Annotated in this window: 14 protein-coding genes; 10 read left to right on the plus strand and 4 right to left on the minus strand. The window is 62.2% G+C overall.

From position 1 onward, the window contains the following. The 9 genes from AC07OJ_RS19315 to AC07OJ_RS19355 are packed head-to-tail and all read left to right on the plus strand — an operon-like array spanning position 1 to position 6,856. A complete protein-coding gene (locus AC07OJ_RS19315; RefSeq protein WP_065899968.1) occupies positions 1–1,248 on the plus strand; it encodes an NAD(P)/FAD-dependent oxidoreductase in 1,248 nt (415 codons plus the stop codon). Next, a complete protein-coding gene (locus tag AC07OJ_RS19320) occupies positions 1,245–1,979 on the plus strand; it encodes a class I SAM-dependent methyltransferase (protein WP_065899966.1) in 735 nt (244 codons plus the stop codon). The genes AC07OJ_RS19315 and AC07OJ_RS19320 overlap by 4 nt, the downstream gene beginning before the upstream one ends. After that, entirely contained in the window at positions 1,976–2,458 is a 483-nt protein-coding gene (locus AC07OJ_RS19325; protein WP_495095001.1) for a hypothetical protein, read from the plus strand. Before AC07OJ_RS19320 ends, AC07OJ_RS19325 begins: the two co-directional genes overlap by 4 nt. Next, positions 2,455–3,621: a beta-ketoacyl-[acyl-carrier-protein] synthase family protein gene (locus AC07OJ_RS19330; protein ID WP_120447447.1), complete on the plus strand. Its 1,167-nt coding sequence runs from the start codon at positions 2,455–2,457 to the stop codon at positions 3,619–3,621. Before AC07OJ_RS19325 ends, AC07OJ_RS19330 begins: the two co-directional genes overlap by 4 nt. Continuing rightward, positions 3,618–4,079, plus strand: coding sequence for a hotdog family protein (locus AC07OJ_RS19335; RefSeq protein ID WP_120447446.1), 462 nt, complete (start codon positions 3,618–3,620; stop codon positions 4,077–4,079). Before AC07OJ_RS19330 ends, AC07OJ_RS19335 begins: the two co-directional genes overlap by 4 nt. Then, a complete protein-coding gene (gene fabG, locus AC07OJ_RS19340) occupies positions 4,076–4,804 on the plus strand; it encodes a 3-oxoacyl-ACP reductase FabG (protein ID WP_262132989.1) in 729 nt (242 codons plus the stop codon). Before AC07OJ_RS19335 ends, fabG begins: the two co-directional genes overlap by 4 nt. After that, on the plus strand, positions 4,804–6,030 hold the full coding sequence (locus tag AC07OJ_RS19345; RefSeq protein ID WP_065899958.1) for a beta-ketoacyl-ACP synthase: 1,227 nt from the start codon (positions 4,804–4,806) through the stop codon (positions 6,028–6,030). Before fabG ends, AC07OJ_RS19345 begins: the two co-directional genes overlap by 1 nt. 25 nt (positions 6,031–6,055) lie before the next feature. Beyond that, positions 6,056–6,472: a hypothetical protein gene (locus AC07OJ_RS19350; protein WP_213550310.1), complete on the plus strand. Its 417-nt coding sequence runs from the start codon at positions 6,056–6,058 to the stop codon at positions 6,470–6,472. Then, positions 6,473–6,856, plus strand: a complete 384-nt coding sequence (locus AC07OJ_RS19355) for a hypothetical protein (protein ID WP_495095002.1) — start codon at positions 6,473–6,475, stop codon at positions 6,854–6,856. A 1,518-nt stretch (positions 6,857–8,374) separates the two neighbouring features. Here the strand turns inward: AC07OJ_RS19355 and AC07OJ_RS19360 are convergent. Beyond that, entirely contained in the window at positions 8,375–9,268 is an 894-nt protein-coding gene (locus AC07OJ_RS19360; RefSeq protein ID WP_106805368.1) for a LysR family transcriptional regulator, read from the minus strand. A gap of 172 nt (positions 9,269–9,440) precedes the next feature. Here AC07OJ_RS19360 and AC07OJ_RS19365 point away from each other — a divergent pair, with 172 nt between their 5' ends. Continuing rightward, positions 9,441–10,667: an MFS transporter gene (locus AC07OJ_RS19365; RefSeq protein ID WP_491522667.1), complete on the plus strand. Its 1,227-nt coding sequence runs from the start codon at positions 9,441–9,443 to the stop codon at positions 10,665–10,667. Between the two features lie 104 nt (positions 10,668–10,771). Here the strand turns inward: AC07OJ_RS19365 and hemE are convergent, their stop codons facing one another. From hemE to gltB, 3 genes are all read right to left on the minus strand, one after another. Beyond that, positions 10,772–11,839, minus strand: coding sequence for a uroporphyrinogen decarboxylase (hemE, locus tag AC07OJ_RS19370; protein ID WP_065899950.1), 1,068 nt, complete (start codon positions 11,837–11,839; stop codon positions 10,772–10,774). A gap of 187 nt (positions 11,840–12,026) precedes the next feature. Then, positions 12,027–13,445 carry an FAD-dependent oxidoreductase gene (locus AC07OJ_RS19375; protein ID WP_065899949.1) on the minus strand — a complete coding sequence of 473 codons (1,419 nt, stop codon included), beginning with the start codon at positions 13,443–13,445 and terminating at the stop codon, positions 12,027–12,029. Between the two features lie 123 nt (positions 13,446–13,568). Continuing rightward, the gene (gene gltB, locus AC07OJ_RS19380; RefSeq protein WP_106805371.1) at positions 13,569–18,014 is read right to left on the minus strand and encodes a glutamate synthase large subunit; all 4,446 of its coding nucleotides are present in this window, start codon (positions 18,012–18,014) and stop codon (positions 13,569–13,571) included. Positions 18,015–18,161: the final 147 nt, after the last annotated feature.

An 18,161-nucleotide genomic window follows, 5' to 3' on the forward strand; every position in this document is an offset into this window, starting at 1 on the left:
GTGCCCACAGTTGAAATGGAACGTCGCCAGGTGGTGGTGATCGGTGCCGGTCCATCCGGTGCCATCGCCGCCGCGCTGTTAAAGCGCAAGGGGCATGATGTATTGATCATCGAGCGCCAGCACTTCCCACGGTTCTCGATCGGCGAAAGCCTGCTGTCGCACTGCATCGACTTCATCGAAGAAGCCGGCATGCTCGACGCCGTGCAGGCCGCGGGCTTCCAGGTGAAAACCGGCGCTGCGTTCGCCTGGGGCGAGCGCTACAGCGCATTCGATTTCGGCGACACCTTCAGCAACGGCAAACCGACCACCTTCCAGGTGCAACGCGGCGAGTTCGACAAATTGCTGGCCGATCAGGCGGCGCTGCAGGGCGTCGATATTCGCTACGGCGAAACCATCGTTGGCGTGGATTTCAAAGGCGAATCGCGCTACCTGCACGTGCGCCGCGAGAACGGCAGCGAATACCATCTCAAGGCCAGGTTCGTGCTCGACGCCAGCGGCTACGGCCGTGTGTTGCCGCGCTTGCTCGACCTGGAGGCGCCGTCGAATTTCCCGCTGCGCCAGGCGGTGTTCACCCACGTCGAAGACCGCATCGAACATCCTGGGTTTGATCGCACCAAGATCCTGGTGACCACCCATCCGACACAGCGCGATATCTGGTTCTGGACCATCCCGTTCAGCAATGGCCGCTGCTCGGTCGGCGTGGTCGCGGCGAAGGAACATTTCGACGGCCGCGACGCGGACCTCGACGCCTGCCTGCGCGGTTTTATCGACGAAACCCCAAGCCTGTCCGGCGTGCTGCACAACGCCGTGTGGGATACCCCCGCGCGCACCATCGGCGGCTACTCGGCCAACGTCAAAACCTTGCACGGCCCGGGCTTCGCGCTGCTGGGCAACGCCGCAGAATTCCTCGACCCGGTGTTTTCGTCCGGCGTGACCATCGCCATGCGCTCGGCGAGCATGGCCGCCGGTTTGTTGCATCGTCAGCTGAGCGGCGAAACGGTGGACTGGCAAAGCGAATTCGCCGAACCGCTCAAGCGGGGTGTCGACACCTTCCGCTGCTACGTCGAAGGTTGGTATGCGGGCACGTTCCAGGATGTGATTTTCCATCCCGGCAGCTCGCCGGAGATTCGCCGGATGATCAGCTCGATCCTCGCCGGCTATGCCTGGGATGAGCGCAACCCGTTTGTCAGCGAGCCCAAGCGGCGGTTGCGGATGTTATCGGAGATTTGTGCAGGGGATGCCGCGTGAGCAGTCAGTACCTGAGTAAGAATTACGTCGAGGAAACCAGGTTCGGTTTCTGGTTCCTGCGCAGCCACACCTGGCAGCACCATGTGCTGCGCGTGGCGATCAACGACCTGCGCGGCCTGTTCAGTGAGGCATTGCCCCAGGCGCCGGTCTTGCTCGACGCCGGTTGCGGCCAGGGCAAATCCTTCAAGCTGCTGCAGCAAGTGTTTGCCCCCTCGCGCCTGATCGGCCTGGATGCCGACCCTCACAGCCTCCAACTGAGCCGCGAGGAAGCCACGCGCCAGGGCCTCGCCGTGGAGCTGATCGGCAGCGACTGCGCCACCCTCGAAGTGCCGGACGCCAGCGTCGATATCCTGTTCTGCCACCAGACGTTCCACCATCTGGTGGAACAACATCGCGCGCTGAAAGAGTTCTACCGCGTGCTCAAGCCGGGCGGCTACCTGCTGTTTGCCGAATCCACCGAAGCGTATATCGACACCTGGGTGATCCGCTGGCTGTTCCGCCACCCGATGCACGTGCAGAAGAGCGCCGAAGAGTACCTGCAGATGCTGCGCGAGCAGGGCTTTGAGTTCGGCGCGCAGAACGTCTCGTACCCCTATCTGTGGTGGAGCCGTTCCAGCGATTTCGGCCTGCTGGAACGCTGGGGCCTGCGCAAGGCGCCGCCGGTGGGCCAGCGCGAAGAAACCCTGGTCAATTGCGTCGCGCGCAAACCCCTGGCGGGTGCAACCGCATGATGCGCCTGCTGCTGATCGGCTGCCTGTTGCTGCTGAGCGCCTGCGCCAGCCAGGCGCCGCTGCCCGAAAAAATGCCCACCCTGACCCTGCCGATGCAATTGCATGTGCAACGCCAGGAAGGTGCCGAGCGCCAGGATTGGCTGCTGGTGATCCAGCGCGAGGACGGCGGCATTCGCTGGTCGATGATGGATCCCCTGGGCATCCCCCAGGCCCGGCAGATACTGATCAATGGGCAGTGGCAGGCCGATGGCTTGTTGCCGCCCAACCCCCAGGCGCGCGAGCTGTTCGCCGCCCTGCTGTTTGCCCTGACTTCGGCGGACGACCTGCGCGCGCTGTACCCCGACGCGCAGGCGATGGACCTGACGCGCACCCTGCCGGGCCATTGGCAAATCGTGTATCAGTCGTCCGAGGTATTTCGCGTGAACATCAGCGGGCAGCCGTTGAGCTATCGCATTACGCCGCTGGGAGTCGCGCGATGACCGCCTATCTCAATGCACTCGGTGTGATCTGCGCGCTGGGCCGCGGCCAGGCCGAGGTCAGCCGCAGCCTGTTCGCCGGTGACTGTTCGGGCATGCGCGCCGAAAGCGGCTGGGTCCCGGAGCGAGTGCTGCCGGTGGCCGGTGTGCACGGCGAGCTGGCGACCATCCCACCCGAACTGGGCCAGCAGAGCAGCCGCAACAACCAGTTGCTGCTGGAGGCGGCGCTGCAGATCGAGGGCGAGATTCGCCAGGCGATCCAGCGCTACGGCGCGGCACGTGTCGCCATTGTGCTGGGCACCAGCACCTCGGGGATCGATGAGGCCAGTCGCGGCATTGCCCATTACCTGCGCGATAACCAGTTCCCCGGCGACTATGACTACCAGCAACAGGAGCTCAGCGCGCCGGCAAACTTCCTCGCCGACTGGCTGCAAACGAGCGGCCCGGCCTATGTGATTTCCACTGCATGCACCTCCAGCGCCCGCGCGCTGATGAGCGCCCAGCGCCTGCTGGACCTGGGCGTGTGCGATGCAGTGATCTGCGGCGGCGTCGACAGCTTGTGCAAGCTCACCCTCAATGGGTTCAGCTCGCTCGAGGCGGTGTCGGACCAGCGCTGCAATCCGTTTTCGCGAAACCGCAACGGCATCAACATCGGCGAGGCGGCGGTGTTGTTTCTGATGAGCAGGCAGCCGTCGCCGATTGCTTTGCTGGGCAGCGGCGCGAGTTGCGACGCGCACCATATCTCGGCGCCGGAGCCCAGCGGCAAAGGCGCTTTGCAAGCGATGCGCAAGGCCTTGGCCAGCGCGAAACTGGCCCCCGAACAGATCGGCTACTTGAACCTGCACGGCACGGCTACCCAGCATAATGACGCGATGGAAAGCCTGGCCGTCGCTAGCCTGTTCCCCGCCGGCGTGGCCTGCTCGTCGACCAAACCCATGAGCGGCCACACCCTGGGGGCTGCGGGCGCGCTGGAAGCGGCGTTCTGCTGGCTGAGCTTGACCCACAACCAACTGCCACCGCACGTGTGGGACGGCCAGGCCGACCCGGCGCTGCCCGCGTTGCACTGGGTACGGCCCGGTGCCCGCTTGGAAAAACGCTGCCTGATGAGCAACTCGTTTGCCTTCGGTGGCAATAATGTCAGCCTGATTATCGCAGAGGCACCATGATCGATTGGCCACTCGCCGAACTGCTGCCCCACGCGGGCGACATGATCCTGATCGACCAGGTGCTGTCGTTCGATGAAGAGCAGGTTCGCACCCGCACGACCGTCAAGCCCGGCGGCCTGTTCAATCGCCCGGACGGCAGCCTGCCGGCCTGGGTCGGCATCGAGCTGATGGCGCAAAGCGTCGCCGCCTATGCCGGTTGCCGCGCGCGCCAGAAAGGCGCCGCCGTGGAGCTGGGCTTTTTGCTTGGCACGCGCAAGTTCGAGTGCAACGTGGAACACTTCCCGGCAGGCGCCGAGCTGACGATCCACGGCCTGCGCTCGCTGGAAGACGACAACGGCATGGGTGTGTTCGAATGCCACCTGACCGGTGACGGTATCCAGGCGAGCGCCCGCCTGAACGTATTTCGACCGCCACAGGCGGCCAACTATTTAGAAGAATCGAAGGACGAAACGCCATGACTGAATCCGTACTGGTCACCGGCTCCAGCCGTGGCATTGGTCGCGCCATCGCGCTGCGCCTGGCCCAGGCCGGGCACGACATCGTGCTGCATTGCCGCAGTGGCCGTGCCGAAGCCGATGCCGTGAAGGCCGAGGTCGAGGCGCTGGGCCGCAACGCACGGGTGCTGCAGTTCGACGTGGCGGACCGCGCGCGCTGCAAGGAAATCCTCGAGGCGGACGTGGAGCAACATGGCGCCTATTACGGTGTGGTGCTGAATGCCGGCCTGACCCGCGACGGCGCCTTCCCGGCCCTGTCGGAAGACGATTGGGACGTGGTGATGCGCACCAACCTCGACGGGTTCTATAACGTGCTGCACCCGGTGATGATGCCGATGATTCGGCGCCGTGCGGCCGGGCGCATCGTGTGCATTACTTCGGTGTCCGGGCTGATCGGCAATCGTGGCCAGGTCAACTACAGTGCCTCCAAGGCCGGCCTGATCGGCGCAGCCAAGGCGCTGGCCATCGAGCTGGGCAAGCGCAAGATCACCGTCAACTGCGTCGCCCCCGGCCTGATCGACACGGCCATGCTGGATGAAAACGTACCGGTGGAAGAACTGATGAAAATGATCCCGGCGCAGCGCATGGGCACCCCGGAAGAAGTCGCCGGCGCGGTGAATTTCCTCATGTCGGCCGAAGCCGGCTATATCACGCGCCAGGTGTTGGCCGTGAACGGAGGCCTGTGCTGATGAAACGCGTTGTCGTCACCGGCATGGCCGGCATGACCTCCCTGGGCAGCGATTGGGAAACCATCGCGGCCAACTTTCGCGCCAACCGCAGCGGCATCCGGCGCATGGACGAGTGGGACCGTTTTACCGAATTGAACACGCGCCTGGCCGGGCCGATCGACAACTTCGTCGTGCCCAGCCACTGGACGCGCAAGCAGTTGCGCAGCATGGGCCGCGTCTCGCGCCTGGCGGTGTGGGCGGCGGAGCAGGCGCTGCAGGATGCCGGCCTGCTCGGCGACGAGTCGATCAAGGACGGGCGCATGGGCGTGGCCTGCGGCTCGTCCACCGGCAGCACCGACGAGATCAAGGCGTTCGGCAATATGCTGCTGAACTCGGTGGCCGAGGGGCTGAATGCCAACTCCTACGTGCGCATGATGCCGCACACCACGGCGGCGAATATCAGCATCTTCTTTGGCCTGACGGGGCGGCTGATCCCTACGTCCAGCGCCTGCACCAGCGGCAGCCAGGGCATCGGCTATGCCTACGAGGCGATCAAGTTCGGGCGCTTGCCGCTGATGCTCGCCGGCGGCGCCGAAGAGCTGTGCCCGACCGAAGCCATGGTGTTTGACGCGCTCTACGCCACCAGCCTGAAAAACGATGCGCCGCAGACCAGCCCACGCCCTTACGACACTGGCCGCGATGGCCTGGTGATCGGCGAGGGCGGCGGCATGCTGGTACTCGAAGAACTCGAACATGCGTTGGCGCGAGGGGCGCATATCCACGCCGAGATCGTCGGCTTCGGCAGCAACGCCGACGGCCAGCACACCACCCGCCCGGAACAGAAAACCATGCGCCGCGCCATGGAGCTGGCCCTGGAAGATGCCGGGCTCGAGCCTGGCGCGATCGGCTACGTCAACGGCCACGGCACCGCCACCGATCAAGGCGACATCGCCGAGACGCTGGCGACCAGCAGCCTGTTCGGCAGCCGCATGCCCATCAGTTCGCAAAAGAGCTTCCTGGGCCACACGCTGGGCGCCTGTGGTGCACTGGAATCGTGGTTCAGCATCGAGATGATGAACCGCGACCAGTACGTGCACACCTTCAACCTGGACGCCATCGACCCGCAATGCGGCGAGCTGGATTACCTGCAGGGTGAGTTTCGCGAGATGCATCACGACTACGTGATGAACAACAACTTTGCCTTTGGCGGCGTCAACACATCGCTGATTTTCCGCCGCTGGTCCTGACTTTTAATCGATTGGAGAAAACGGAATGTCTTCCTTGCTACGCGCTACCCTGATCACCCTGGCCCTGTTGACCACCGCCGGCTGCACCAGCAAGCCGATCCTCAACACCCAGCACGAGCTGCCGGTTGCCAACCAGGTCAGCGAAGAAAAAATGAAAACGGTGATCATCAACGCCCTGCAAAAGCGCGAGTGGACGGTGCAACGCCTGAGCCCGCAACTGGTACAGGCCGAGATCAACGTGCGCAACCAGTACTACGCAGCGATCGACATCCGCTACACCCGCAACAGCTACGCCATCACCTACCGCGACAGCCGCGACCTGGGCTACAAGGACGGCAAGATCCATCGCAACTACAACCGCTGGGTGAGCATGCTTGATCGCGACATCATGGCGGCATTGCGCGCCAATGGCATGACCGTGGCAGAACCGGCGACGCCATGAGTGACGTCACCCGCAGAGCGGGTTAATGAGCAGCAAGGCCCTGCCGCCCCCCGGCAGGGTTCATTGATAAAGACAGGTCCCTTAATAACTGATATTACCGCCGCCTTCCTGGCTGATCTGAATACTGTTGCCGCTATTGCCGTTGTGCCCGCTATTGACGTAGCGGCTATCAGCGCCGGCATTACCATTATTGCCATAGTTACCGTAATTGCCGTGATCACCGACGGCGTTAATATTTTTATTATTACCGTTATGACCTTGGTTGACATAGGTACTATGATTGCCGCTATTGGCATTATTCCCATAGTTCCCGTAGTTACCACTCCCGCCAATTATCCCACGATTATCATTATTGCCATTGTTGCCGTGATTCTCATACCGTGAGTTCACCCCGATGTTTTCGTTATTCCCATAATTACCATGGTTACCCGACCCCGAAGAGGGACCGTACACCGCATAGGCCGCTTGGGCTGCCCGACCTGTAGAAACCATCTAACACCTCACGCTTGGTAGAAAAATTTATGATGAGCCGGCACGCCGACCCAACCCTTAATCGCAATGAAAAAATAACAGTTCCACAACGCTGAAAAAAAACAAACTATCGGCACACTACGAACACGGCGCACACAGTGACCGACGTGCCTTCGCCATTTAGGCACCTCGTCAGACCCCACACATAACCTGCAACTGAAACAGAACCTTCAAACGGCTATACGACGACCGCTATCACTGCCTGGCAGGAGCGCAGCCAGGCGATTGCCGTTATTGCCGTTGTCGCCCTGATTGTCATAGTGACTATTGCTGCCACTGTTGCCATTGCTCCCATAGTTACCAAAATTACTGCCATTCATACTGTTGCTGCCGGTATTGGTATTGATGCTTAACTGACCAATATTTATATTAACGTTATAGTTAATCGTGACGGCCTGAGGTGTGTTGCCTTGGCCAGCATCCGCCGCGTTCGGGCGAAGGCCTGCACCGGTATTCCCCGCAGGGTTGCCTGGTTGATTCGGGCCTGTCGTAGTTGGCCCCTGACAATGCCGCTGCGCCCCGACGCCATTTTGGACCGGGCCAGTTCCCTGGCGAGCAGGGGCCTGGTTCGGCTGGTTGCCGGGACCCGGATTTCCCCGAACATTACTCCGCTGCCCTTGGCCTGGCGTATTTTGCGCCTGACGTTGCTGCCCCGCACCGCCACCTTGGCCTGGCACTGCCGCGTCCGGGCGAACGCCTGCACCTGTATTCCCCCGACCGCTTCCTCGTTGCGTCTGGCCTGCCGTATTGGGCCCCTGACAATGCGGCTGCCCCCCAACCGCACCATGGCCTGGGCCGGTTCCTTGGTGGGGGGCCGACGGGTTCGGGCGAACGCCTGCACCCGTATTCCCCCGAGCATTGCCCCGTTGCGCCTGGCCTCCCGTATTGGGCCCCTGGTGCTGCGGCTGCTCCCTAACACCACTTCGGCCTGGGCCGGTTCCTCGGCGTGGAGCCGCCTCGTACGGATGAATGCCTGCGCCCGTGTGCCCCGGTGGCCCATAGCCTATAGGGCGTTGCCCCTCACCATGCGCGTTACCGCCAACGCGCTGCGGGGCCCCGCCACCGCCTTGACCTGAACGGGTTACTGGATTCCCACTCGGCGGACCCGTAATGGTGTCAACGGTTGCACCCGGCATTCCAAGCCGCCACAACAACCAGCCAAGCTCAGCGCTTCGATTCCCAGCGATCATACGAACCTCCCACATCGAACATTTCAATACGAAGCCTTCGGCAGGATCAGTGGCCATTCGCACAAAAACGGTTCCAGCTTTCCCATACGAGAACGACGAATCGCCCCTCTGGAAAAAGCGACTCTGAAACCCTCTTCAAGTCAGGGGTCTGACCCACCAAGCGCCACATTTCAATGCATGCCTAGATCGCCGCCTTACGCGTCAACAACTCCACGAACGCCTTCGCCATCGGCGTCTGTACGCCCTTGCGCTGCACCAGCCACACCGCCGTTACCGCCTCCTGGTCCAGCAGCGTGCGATACACCACCCCATCAATGCGGATGCGCTGGTACGACGCCGGCAACACCGACACGCCCAACCCCGCCGCTACCAGGCCGATGATGGTCATCGCCTCGCCTGCCTCCTGGGCGAAGTGCGGGCTGAAGCCGGCATCACGCGCCAGATTGAGCAGTTGCGCATACAGGCCACTGCCGTAAGTGCGCGGGAAAAACACGAACGGCTCCTGCGCCAGTTGCGCCAGGTGCAATCCTCGTTCGCTGCCCTGCACCAACGGGTGCCCGGCGTTCAATACGGCCACCAGCGGCTCGCGCATCAGCTCGACCACACTCAGTGAATCCGGCAACGGCAGCGGACGCATCAGCCCGACCTGGATCGACTCATCCACCAGCGACTCCGCCACCTCGGTGCTGCTCATTTCCTGCAGGTTCAAGTGCACGGCCGGGAACGCCTGGCGAAAGGCGAAGATCGCCTGGGGAATGCTGGAGTTGAAGGGCGCCGACGAGGTAAAGCCAATCTTCAGTTCCCCCAGTTCACCCAATTGAGCCCGACGCGCGACGTCCGCCGCCTTGTCGACCTGCGCCAGCACCAGGCGCGCCTCCTGCAGGAACAGTCGACCAGCCTCACTCAGCTCGACCCGACGATTGGTACGCTCAAACAAACGCGCGCCCACCTCTTGCTCCAGCGCCTGGATCTGCTGGCTCAAGGGCGGTTGCGAGATGCCCAGCACCTGCGCGGCGCGGCCAAAATGCAGTTCTTCGGCAACGGCGATGAAATACCGCAAGTGACGCAATTCCATGCAAGCCTCATTAGGTCGTTAAAGCTATCAAACAGGTCGAACAATATATTGGAAAGAATCATTAGCCAGCTATATTCTTTTCAGCATTGCCAGTCCTGGCACGCTCTTCCTCCCCGAGGTCCCCGTGAAATCTGCTGTTGCTCCCTTCGCGCAAGAAGTCCCACCCACCGCCTTGGATGAGGTGGTGGCGCAGCTCAACGACGAGTACATCGAAAAAGGCACGCCGATGTTCATGCGCACGGTGCTGGCGCTGTTTTCCGGCGGGTTTGCCACCTTTGCCCTGTTGTATTGCGTGCAGCCGATGATGCCGGCGTTGTCCCACGAGTTTTCCATCAATGCCGCGCAAAGCAGCCTGATCCTCTCGGTGGCGACGGCGATGCTGGCGTGCGGCTTGCTGATCACCGGGCCGATTTCCGACCGGCTGGGACGCAAGCCGGTGATGGTGTCCGCGCTGTTCTGTGCGGCGCTGGCGACCATCGCCAGTGGCTTGATGCCAACCTGGGAGGGCATCCTGCTGATGCGCGCGCTGGTAGGCCTGTCGCTGAGCGGCCTGGCCGCCGTGGCAATGACCTACCTGAGCGAAGAGATCCATCCGCAGCACATCGGCTTGGCAATGGGCCTGTACATCGGTGGCAACGCGATTGGCGGCATGAGCGGGCGCCTGATCATCGGCGTGTTAATCGACTTCGTCAGCTGGCACACCGCGATGCTGATCATCGGCGCGCTGGCGTTGATCGCCGCCACCGTGTTCTGGAAGATCCTTCCCGAATCGCGCAACTTCCGCGCCAGCAGCCTCAAGCCGCGCAACCTGGTGGATGGTTTTGTCATGCACTTCAAGGACGCGGGCCTGCCGTGGTTGTTCCTTGAGGCGTTCCTGCTGATGGGCGCGTTCGTGACGATGTTCAACTACATCGGCTATCGCTTGCTGGCCTCGCCCTACGAACTGAGCCAGGCCGTGGTCGGCCTGCTGTCGCTGGTGTACCTCTCGGGCATCTACAGCTCGGCGAAAATCGGCTCCCTCGCCGACCGACTCGGCCGCCGTCGCGTGCTGTGGGGCACGATCGTACTGATGCTCGCCGGCATGACGCTGACCCTGTTTACCCCGCTGTGGCTGGTGGTGCCGGGCATGCTGATCTTCACCTTCGGCTTCTTCGGCGCCCACTCGGTGGCCAGCAGCTGGATCGGCCGCCGCGCCGTCAAGGCCAAGGGGCAGGCGTCGTCGCTGTACTTGTTCTGCTATTACGTGGGGTCGAGTATCGCCGGTACGGCGGGCGGGTTCTTCTGGCACTTTGCCGGGTGGAACGGGATTGGGGCGTTTATCGTCGCGCTGTTGATTGGGGCGTTGCTGGTGGCGCTGAAGCTGGCGAAGTTGCCGCCGCTGGGGAATGTGAAGGCCTGATACGGTCCTGCTTTAAATGTGGGAGCGGGCTTGCTCGCGAATGCGCAGTGTCAGTTGATACACCGCATTCGCGAGCAAGCCCGCTCCCACAGTTGTTTTGCGTGTTAGTTGTGGTATTGCGCGGACAGTTCGTGCACCGCCTGCAGGAACGCACCAGCGTGCTCCGGGTTCACTTCCGGGGTGATGCCATGACCGAGGTTGAACACGTGACCGGTGCCCTTGCCATAGCTGGCCAGGATGCGTCCGACTTCGGTGCGAATCGCTTCCGGCTTGGCGTACAGCACGGTCGGGTCCATGTTGCCTTGCAGGGCAACCTGGTTGCCGACGCGACGACGGGCATCGCCCAGGTCGCAGGTCCAGTCCAGGCCCAATGCATCGGCGCCGGCATCGGCGATGCTTTCGAGCCACAGGCCGCCGCCCTTGGTGAACATGATGACCGGCACTTTACGGCCTTCGTGTTCGCGGATCAGGCCGCTGACGATTTTGCGCATATAGGCCAGGGAAAATTCCTGATACGCCGCGGCCGACAGGTTGCCGCCCCAGGTATCGAAGATCTGCACTGCCTGGGCACCGGCCATGATCTGGCCGTTGAGGTAGGAGGTGACCGACTGCGCCAGCTTGTCCAGCAGCAGGTGCATGGCCTGCGGGTTGTCGTAGAGCATGGCCTTGGTCTTGCGGAAGTCTTTCGACGAGCCGCCTTCGACCATGTAGGTGGCCAGGGTCCATGGGCTGCCGGAGAAGCCGATCAGCGGCACGCGGCCATTCAGCTCGCGGCGGATGGTGCTGACGGCGTCCATCACATAGCCGAGGTCTTTGTGCGGATCAGGAATCGGCAGGGCTTCGATATCGGCCAGGGTGCTGACGACTTTCTTGAAACGCGGGCCTTCGCCGGTTTCAAAATACAGGCCTTGGCCCATGGCGTCGGGGATGGTGAGGATGTCGGAAAAGAGGATGGCCGCGTCCAGTTGTGGGTAGCGGTCCAGCGGCTGCATGGTGACTTCGCAGGCGAACGCAGGGTTCATGCACAGGCTCATGAAATCGCCGGCGTTGGCGCGACTGGCGCGGTATTCCGGCAAGTAGCGACCGGCCTGGCGCATCATCCACACAGGGGTGACGTCCACGGGTTGCTTGAGCAGGGCACGAAGGAAACGGTCGTTCTTGAGGGCAGTCATGTCGGCATCCGCAAAAAAAGTGCGGGCATTTTCTCAGAGCGCGACGCAAAAGGCACGGAATGCGCCGTGCCTTTTGTCTATCGGGTCAATTTGTCGCATAAAAGCAGCGCCAAGTTTCAAGCTGAAAGCCCCAAGTATCGGGGCTTCCAGCTTGCAGCTCATTGCTTGAAGCTGGCTGCTGGCGTCGTCAGACGCCCAGGTAATCCAGGATACCTTCGGCGGCATTGCGCCCTTCGAAGATCGCCGTCACGACCAAGTCAGAACCGCGCACCATATCGCCACCGGCGAAGATTTTCGGGTTGCTGGTCTGGTGCTTGTACTGGCCTTGTTCCGGGGCGACGACGCGGCCCTGGCTGTCGGTCTGGATCTGGAACTGTTCGAACCACGGCGCCGGGCTTGGGCGGAAACCGAAAGCGATGACCACGGCATCGGCCGGGATGATCTCTTCGGAACCCGGGATCGGCTCGGGGCTGCGACGGCCACGGGCATCCGGTTCGCCGAGACGGGTCTCGACCACCTTCACGCCTTCGACGCGGTCTTCACCGACGATAGCAATCGGCTGGCGGTTGTAGAGGAATTTCACCCCTTCTTCCTTGGCGTTCTTCACTTCTTTGCGCGAGCCGGGCATGTTCGCTTCGTCACGACGGTACGCACAGGTCACCGACTTGGCGCCCTGGCGGATCGAGGTACGGTTGCAATCCATCGCGGTGTCGCCACCGCCGAGTACCACGACCTTCTTGCCTTTCATGTCGACGAAGTCTTCCGGCGACTTTTCAAAGCCCAGGTTGCGATTGACGTTGGCGATCAGGAAGTCGAGCGCGTCATACACCCCTGGCAGGTCCTCACCGGCAAAGCCGCCCTTCATGTAGGTGTAGGTGCCCATGCCCATGAACACCGCGTCGTATTCCTCAAGCAGTTGCTCCATGGTGATGTCTTTGCCGATTTCGGTATTGAGACGGAACTCGATACCCATGCCGGTGAAGACTTCACGGCGATTGCTCAGGACGGTTTTTTCCAGCTTGAACTCGGGGATGCCGAAGGTCAGCAGGCCACCGATTTCCGGGTTCTTGTCGAACACTACCGGGGTCACGCCGCCACGCACCAGCACGTCGGCACAGCCCAGGCCCGCCGGGCCCGCGCCGATGATCGCAACGCGCTTGCCGGTCGGCTTGACCTTGGACATGTCCGGACGCCAGCCCATGGCGAACGCGGTGTCGGTGATGTACTTCTCCACCGAACCGATCGTCACCGCGCCGAAGCCGTCGTTGAGGGTGCACGCGCCTTCGCACAGACGATCCTGCGGGCACACCCGCCCACACACTTCCGGCAAGGTGTTGGTCTGGTGCGATAGCTCGGCGGCGGCAAGGATGTTGCCCTCGGCCACCAACTTGAGCCAGTTGGGAATGAAGTTGTGCACCGGGCACTTCCATTCGCAATACGGGTTACCGCAACCCAGGCAGCGGTGGGCCTGGTCGGCCGAGTGCTGGGGCTTGAAGGGTTCGTAGATTTCCACGAACTCCTTCTTGCGTTGACGCAACAGTTTCTTCTTCGGATCTTTGCGCCCGACATCGATGAATTGGAAGTCGTTATTGAGACGTTCGCCCATCTTCAAAACCTCTTACACGACAGCTCCAAGCGGCAAGCTTGAAGCTGCAAGAAAATCACATTAACCGGCATACCGCGCACTGCATTTCACTTGCGGCTTGAAGCTTGCCGCTGGCGACTGCACTTATTGCGGGTTGGCACGGATGCTGGAAAGCAACGACTTCAAGTTGGCAGCCTTGGGCTTGACCAGCCAGAAACGACGCAGGTAATCATCGAGGTTTTCGGCGAGGTTACGACCCCATTCGCTGCCGGTCTCCTCGACGTACTCGTCCAGCACGTGCTGCAAGTGGTTCCGGTAGGATTCCATGGCTTCGCCGCTGATCCGCTGGATCTCGACCAACTCGTGGTTGACCTTGTCGACGAAGGTGTTGTCCTGGTCGAGCACGTAGGCGAAACCGCCGGTCATGCCCGAACCGAAGTTGTAACCAGTCTTGCCCAGTACCGCGACAAAGCCACCGGTCATGTACTCGCAGCAGTGATCGCCGGTACCTTCCACCACGGTGTGGGCACCGGAGTTACGCACGGCGAAACGCTCACCGGCCGTGCCGGCGGCGAACAGCTTGCCACCGGTGGCGCCGTACAAGCAGGTGTTGCCGATGATGGCACTGTCCTGGGTCTTGTACACGCTGCCTGCAGGCGGAACGATCACCAGCTTGCCGCCGGTCATGCCCTTGCCCACGTAGTCGTTGGCATCGCCTTCCAGGTACATGTGCAGGCCGCCGGCGTTCCACACGCCGAAACTCTGGCCAGCGGTGCCCTTGAAGCGGAAGGTGATCGGTGCTTTCGCCATCCCCTGGTTGCCGTGCTTGCGCGCAATTTCGCCGGAGATCCGTGCGCCGATGGAACGGTCGCAGTTGCAGATATCCAGGGCGAACTCGCCACCGCTGGCATCGTTGATCGACGAAGCAGCCATCTCGACCATCTTCTCGGCCAACAGGCCTTTGTCGAACGGCGGGTTGCGATCCACCTGGCAGAATTGCGGCTTGTCGGCCGGGATGTGATCACTGCCCAACAGCGGTGTCAGGTCGAGGTGGTTCTGCTTGGCGGTCTGGCCTTCGAGGATATCCAGCAGGTCGGTACGCCCGATCAGCTCTTCGAGGGAACGCACACCCAGCTTGGCCAGCCACTCACGGGTCTCTTCGGCGACGTAGGTGAAGAAGTTCACCACCATGTCGACGGTGCCGATGTAGTGATCCTTGCGCAGCTTCTCGTTCTGGGTCGCGACGCCGGTGGCGCAGTTGTTCAGGTGGCAGATGCGCAGGTATTTGCAGCCCAGGGCGATCATTGGTGCAGTACCGAAGCCGAAGCTCTCGGCGCCGAGGATCGCAGCCTTGATCACGTCGAGGCCGGTTTTCAGGCCGCCGTCGGTCTGCACCCGGACCTTGCCGCGCAGGTCGTTGCCGCGCAGGGTCTGGTGGGTTTCGGCCAGGCCGAGTTCCCACGGCGCGCCGGCGTACTTGATCGAGGTCAGCGGCGATGCGCCGGTGCCGCCGTCGTAGCCGGAGATGGTGATCAGGTCGGCATAGGCCTTGGCCACGCCAGCGGCGATGGTGCCCACGCCGGCTTCCGCCACCAGCTTCACCGAGACCAGGGCCTGCGGGTTGACTTGTTTCAAGTCAAAAATCAGCTGCGACAAGTCTTCGATCGAATAGATGTCGTGGTGCGGCGGAGGCGAGATCAGGGTCACGCCGGGTACTGCGTAACGCAGCTTGGCGATCAGGCCGTTGACCTTGCCGCCTGGCAGTTGGCCGCCCTCACCGGGCTTGGCGCCCTGGGCAACCTTGATCTGCAGCACTTCGGCGTTGACCAGGTATTCCGGGGTCACACCAAAACGGCCGGTGGCCACCTGCTTGATTTTCGAACTCTTGATGGTGCCGTAGCGCGCCGGGTCTTCACCGCCTTCACCGGAGTTGGAACGCGCACCCAGGCGGTTCATGGCTTCGGCCAGGGCTTCGTGAGCCTCGGGCGACAAGGCGCCCAGGGAAATACCGGCGGAGTCGAAGCGCTTGAGGATCGATTCCAGCGGCTCGACTTCGTTGATGTCCATCGCGGTGTCCAGGGTCTTCACCTTGAACAGGTCGCGGATCATCGACACCGGGCGGTTATCCACCAGGCTCGTGTATTCCTTGAACTTGGCGTAGTCGCCCTGCTGCACGGCAGCTTGCAGGGTGTTGACCACGTCCGGGTTGTACGCATGGTATTCGCCGCCATGGACGAACTTCAGCAGGCCGCCTTGCTGGATCGGCTTGCGCGCGCTCCAGGCTTCGGCCGCCAGGGCTTTCTGCTCGGCTTCGATATCGACGAAACGCGCGCCCTTGATACGGCTCGGCACACCACGGAAGCTCAGCTCGCAGACTTCTTCGGACAGGCCGATGGCTTCGAACAGTTGCGCGCCACGGTACGAGGTGACGGTGGAGATGCCCATCTTCGACAGGATCTTCAGCAGGCCCTTGGTGATGCCTTTACGGTAGTTCTTGAACACCTCGTAGAGGTCGCCGAGGACTTCGCCGGTACGGATCAGGTCGCCGAGGACTTCGTACGCCAGGAACGGGTACACCGCCGAGGCGCCGAAGCCGATCAGCACCGCAAAGTGATGCGGGTCACGGGCAGTAGCGGTTTCGACGAGGATGTTGGAATCGCAGCGCAGGCCTTTTTCGGTCAGGCGGTGGTGTACCGCGCCGGTGGCCAGGGACGCGTGGATCGGCAGCTTGCCCGGCGCGATGTGGCGGTCGGTCAGCACGATCTGGGTACGACCGGCGCGCACGGCTTCTTCGGCCTGGTCGGCGACATTGCGCACGGCGGCTTCAAGGCCGAGGCTCTCGTCGTAGTTCAGGTCGATGATCTGGCGGTCGAAGCCCGGGCGATCCAGGGTCATCAACGAGCGCCACTTGGCCGGCGAAATCACTGGCGAGCTGAGGATCACGCGAGAAGCGTGCTCAGGCGATTCCTGGAAGATGTTGCGCTCGGCACCGAGGCAGACTTCCAGGGACATCACGATGGCTTCACGCAGCGGATCGATCGGCGGGTTGGTCACCTGGGCGAACTGCTGGCGGAAATAATCGTACGGCGTGCGCACGCGCTGGGACAGCACGGCCATCGGCGTGTCGTCGCCCATGGAGCCGACCGCCTCGTAGCCTTGCTCGCCAAGCGGACGCAGCACCTGGTCGCGTTCCTCGAAGGTGACCTGGTACATCTTCATGTACTGCTTGAGCTGGTCGACGTCGTAGAAAGCCGAACCGTGGTCGTTGTCTTCCATGGTGGCCTGGATGCGCAGGGCGTTCTTGCGCAGCCATTGCTTGTACGGGTGACGCGACTTCAAGCGGTTGTCGATCGCGTCGGTGTCGAGGATCTGCCCGGTCTCGGTGTCCACGGCCAGGATCTGGCCAGGGCCTACACGGCCCTTGGCGATCACGTCTTCGGGCTGGTAGTTCCACACGCCGATTTCCGACGCCAGGGTGATGAACCCGTTGGTAGTGGTCACCCAACGCGCCGGGCGCAGGCCGTTACGGTCGAGCAGGCACACGGCGTAGCGACCGTCGGTCATGACCACGCCGGCCGGGCCGTCCCACGGCTCCATGTGCATCGAGTTGTACTCGTAGAATGCACGCAGATCCGGGTCCATGGTTTCAACGTTCTGCCACGCTGGCGGAATGATCATGCGCACGCCACGGAACAGGTCGATGCCACCGGTGACCATCAGCTCGAGCATGTTGTCCATGCTGGAGGAGTCGGAACCGACGCGGTTGACCAGCGGGCCGAGCTCTTCCAGGTCCATCAAATCGTTGGCGAACTTGGTGCGACGGGCCACGGCCCAGTTGCGGTTGCCGGTGATGGTGTTGATCTCGCCGTTGTGGGCGAGGAAGCGGAATGGCTGGGCCAGCGGCCATTTCGGCAGGGTGTTGGTGGAGAAGCGCTGGTGGAACACGCAGATCGCGGTTTGCAGGCGCTCATCGCTCAGGTCTGGATAGAAGGCGGTCAAGTCCGCCGGCATCATCAGGCCTTTATAAATGATGGTCTTGTGGGAAAAGCTGCAGATGTAGTGGTCGGTGTCGGCGGCGTTGGCCACGGACGAACGACGACGCGAGGTGAACAGCTTGATCGCCATGTCCTGGTCGCTCAGGCCATCACCGGCAATGAACACTTGTTCGATCTGCGGCAGGCGCTCCAGGGCCAGGCGGCCGAGCACGCTGGTGTCGATCGGCACTTTGCGCCAGCCGACGAGTTGCAGGCCGGCAGCCAGGATCTCGCGGTTCATGTTCTCGCGAGCGGCTTCGGCTTTGACCGGGTCCTGGTTGAAGAACACCATGCCCACGGCGTACTGCTTGGGCAAATCGGTGCCGAAATGCTCCTTGGCGACAGCACGCAGGAACTGGTCGGGCTTTTGAATCAGCAAGCCACAACCGTCACCGGTCTTGCCGTCGGCGTTGATCCCACCACGGTGGGTCATGCAGGTCAGGGCCTCGATGGCCGTTTGCAAAAGGGTATGACTGGGCTCGCCCTGCATATGGGCTATCAGGCCGAAACCGCAGTTATCCTTGAATTCATCGGGTTGGTACAGACCTGCTTTCATAGACACTTTCTCACCAGGCTGCCTCTTATATCGAGGCAAATTTCTTTTCAATTCAACCGGTTACCTTCCACGCCGAACGTACGCCGGCTTAGCGGGGGCAAAAGGGAGGTCATTGTACACACCGACACGAACGCTCACAAATTTAGC

Source organism: Pseudomonas sp. GW821-FHT09C08, assembly GCF_059418125.1.